This window comes from Oleiphilus sp. HI0086, from assembly GCF_001635225.1.
The window spans coordinates 1-328 of sequence record NZ_LWFZ01000297.1 but is presented as its reverse complement, the minus strand read 5'-3'; the positions used below and the strand labels follow the sequence as shown (position 1 = coordinate 328).

The following is a 328-nucleotide window of genomic DNA, read 5'->3' as shown; positions in this document are numbered from 1 at the left end:
AGTGAAGGACAATAAAAAGATGCGTCTTAATCAATTATCAAATAATGTGTTTTTTAACTTCAAGCAATACGGTTTGACTTTGTTCATCTTGCTCAGCTTAAGTTTCTCTTTTTCACTTCAAGCCGCTGGCTTTCCGCAACGTCTGATAGAAGGAAATTCACAACCCTCTCTCGCGCCGATCATTAAGGAGTCAGCGCCAGCCGTGGTTAATATTGCGACCTATACCATTCAGCGTAAATATAACCCTTTACTACAGTCACCATTTTTTCGACATTTCTTCTCTTTTCCTGATGAAATTGAAGAGTCACGCCAAGTTCAAAGTGCTGGC

1 pseudogene is annotated in these 328 nt (G+C 40.2%); it reads left to right on the top strand.

Going from position 1 to position 328, the window contains the following annotated elements:
• Nucleotides 1–19: 19 nt before the first annotated feature.
• A pseudogene (locus A3756_RS03675) lies at nucleotides 20–328 on the top strand (hypothetical protein); the annotation flags it as partial.